Origin of the sequence: Providencia sp. JGM181 (assembly GCF_018257375.1) — a bacterium.
Classification (GTDB): domain Bacteria; phylum Pseudomonadota; class Gammaproteobacteria; order Enterobacterales; family Enterobacteriaceae; genus Providencia; species Providencia lanzhouensis.
This window is the reverse complement of record NZ_JAERJY010000226.1, coordinates 1-3,050: the sequence shown is the minus strand read 5'-3', so window position 1 is coordinate 3,050 and position 3,050 is coordinate 1. Positions and strand designations below refer to the sequence as shown.

The following is a 3,050-nucleotide window of genomic DNA, read 5'->3' as shown; positions in this document are numbered from 1 at the left end:
ATAAATATTATGTCAACTATTACATCCTCAATTAAAACAATGCCAAAAAGCGCCTTAATACTTTTTGCTGTATTTTTACTGATTTATCTCCTTCCCGGGATTTATGGGCATAGCCCATGGAAGCAGGATGAAAACTACAGTTTTGGTATTATTCAAACCATGTATGAAACGGGTAATTGGCTGGTACCGACCAATGCGGGCGAGCCTTTTATGGAAAAACCGCCATTCTATTATTGGACGGCGACGGTTTTTTCTCATTTATTATCGGGAGTGATGCCGCTATATGATGCAGCCCGCAGCGCGAGCTTATTTTTTTCTATTATTAATTTTTCATTTTTTATTTTATTAGCACGTCGCTTTTTTAAATCTGACAGTTTTTCTGATGCCCGTATTTGGACCACCTTTGCACTGTATATTTGTGCGCCGGGAATATTGCGACACACCCATGAAATGTTCACCGATGTTTCATTAATGACCGGAGCAACCATCGGTTTATATGGCTTATTAGGGTTAATTCAGCAACAGAAAATTACCGCGTCCGCCTTCTGGCTCTGCCTTGGCACCATTATCACCACCTTATCTAAAGGCGTGTTTATTCCCGGCGTTCTATGGATCAGCCTATTTTTGGCACCTGTATTTCTTATTCAATGCCGATCTAAACAGTTTTGGCTACCCGCACTATTCGCGGGTTTGGTTGCCCTCATTGCAATTCTACCTTGGCCAGTCATGCTGTATGTACAGCATCCCGAGCTGTTCGTGACTTGGTTTTGGGAAAATAACATTGGTCGCTTCCTTGGATTCTCCGTTGAGAAGTTAGGGGCTAAAGCCAATTTCACGCGTATTCCTTCTGCAGTCGCATTTTTTGCGCTTCCTGCTGGGCTACTGGCAACTGCCTATTTGTTACGTCATCCGCTCAGACGCCTGCGTGATCATAATGAATATTTGATTGCCATATTTCCTGTCCTTGGCGTGGTATTCTTGCAAATGTCTGCCAGTGGGCGAGCGCTCTATTTACTGCCCTTTATTGCTCCGATGGCGCTCCTCGCTGTACAGGCTCTTGACTGGTTTTCAGAGAAAGTCTTAAACGCATTCGCACGCTTCGCCGCCTTCTTCTGGTCTGGGGTAATTCTCTTTCTGTGGGTTTGCTACGCTATCGTATTAACGGGTCATCACGCCCAATGGTTGCCTGTTTTTGGTCGTTGGCTACCTCTTGATTACCAAATGCATTTTTCTGTATTTGCGTTGATAGCGGGTATTTTTATTACCTGTTTTTGGTTCTTCCGCAATCATCTTATTTCCTCATCAAGCAGCGCTTTCCAAGCGATAAGAAACTGGTCACTGGGAATGGTGAGTGTGTGGAGCATTATTCTCACATTATTTGTTGGTTGGATTGATTATTCAAAAGGCTACGAAGGGGTTTTCCTGGATCTTCGACATCATTTAGAAGGGCAATTTACCCAACATGACTGCATGGCTTCCGAAAACCTTGGGGAATCAGAAGCGCCGATGCTCTATTACTACACCGGTATTTTGCATCAAAGACAGATGGAATTTGAAAAACCACAACAGTGCCGATGGCTGATTGTATTATCCAAAGAAGTTCAACCAGCTCCTGAAGGCATGGAACTGTTTTGGTCAAACCATCGTCCTGATGAATTTCGTGAAAATTTAGTGGTTTATCGAGTGATAGAATAGTTGATAGCGAATAAAAATCCCCGAGATAAAACTCGGGGATTTTTTAATGCATTGGTGATAAAAAGACGTTACTGAGCTTGTTGCTCAATAGCTTGAGCACCATATTTTTCACGGGTAAACCATAAAAATAGTCCCGCTATTCCAATCAATAATATCGGCAGACCTGATGGCGAAATCGCCGTTGCAGCGCCAGCCAATAATGGACCAGAAAGGTTACCAATGCCCCATAACATTGCCGCTGCGGCGTTAGCAATAATCAGCTCATTCCCTCTGAAGTATTGACCAATCTGCACTAAAGCGATGGTGTAAATGGCGCCAGCTGTCGCCCCTAACACAAACAATAAAACCCAAATAAAGACAGTGTGAGTAATTAAGAATGGCAGCAGCATGCTGGCCCCTAACGTCACCACGCCGCAAATACGGTACAATTTTTCGCGATTCATATGATCAGCTAACCAACCAAACGGCATCTGCATAATCGCATCCCCTGCCAAAATTGCGCTGATCATCATCGCCGCAACCGCCTCGGTATGCCCCATACCCATCCCGTAAATTGGGAACATCGACAAGATAGTGCCATCGAAAAAAGCAAAAAATAGGATCCCGGCACAAATTCCAGGAGCCACTTTCACGAATTGCACAATTGAAAAGTTAGATTCTGACGCCGTTTCTGCAAGCCTATCTCCCACTTTCTGATCCATCAGTAGGAATAAAGCCACAGAAATTAAGTGAATCAAGGTACAAATAAACAGAGGCGATTTATCTTCCACACCGTAATAAGCAATAAATGACGGACCTAATAATTGGCTTACGGTAAATACCGTCGTGTAAATCGCCAATATCCGCCCTCTCTTGTTTTCAGGGGATAATTCGTTGATCCACGTTTCCCCCAAGCAAATCATCACACCGCTTGCAAGTCCCGTAATCAACCGCAAAGGGAAAAGTAGCCATAAAGGCAATGAACTTAGCAGTGGCAGTAAGCTAATGGCGGAGATCACCGTCGCGATTAACATCGCTTTGCGCTTTCCACACCACTTTACAATACGCTGTACCACAGGGGCAATCAAAAACATTCCCAAGGCAGGAGCCGCAGAGATAATGCCAATGTACAATTCACCCACACCAAAATTATTCAGTCTCAGCGCCACCATCGGGATACTGAGACCAATCACGATGCCGATAACGGCAATGCTGGTTGTAATCGTAAAAATAGCAAAAGAAGCAGAACGTCGAAAATGTTGAAAACTCGAATTAGCAGGGCTCATTTTTGTATTAATCTGCTCAATTAGGATTAATTGTCAGATATAAACTCCGAAAAGATATTATTTATTTGAAATAAAACGCTGTAACATATT

At 43.4% G+C, this 3,050-nt stretch carries 2 protein-coding genes; one reads left to right on the top strand and one right to left on the bottom strand.

Annotated features, from left to right (window positions below; genetic code table 11):
• Positions 1-9: 9 nt before the first annotated feature.
• Entirely contained in the window at positions 10-1,695 is a 1,686-nt protein-coding gene (locus tag JK188_RS16945) for an ArnT family glycosyltransferase (RefSeq protein WP_249215544.1), read from the top strand.
• Positions 1,696-1,763: 68 nt separating this feature from the next.
• On the opposite strand, the gene JK188_RS16940 is transcribed toward JK188_RS16945, so the two are convergent.
• Entirely contained in the window at positions 1,764-2,960 is a 1,197-nt protein-coding gene (locus JK188_RS16940; protein WP_211887844.1) for an MFS transporter, read from the bottom strand.
• Positions 2,961-3,050: the final 90 nt, after the last annotated feature.

What these genes read in the sequence shown, in the direction of transcription:
- JK188_RS16945 (WP_249215544.1), top strand. Translation starts at nt 10, where the DNA reads ATGTCAACTATTACATCCTCAATTAAAACAATGCCAAAAAGCGCCTTA.
- JK188_RS16940 (WP_211887844.1), bottom strand. Translation starts at nt 2,960, where the DNA reads ATGAGCCCTGCTAATTCGAGTTTTCAACATTTTCGACGTTCTGCTTCT.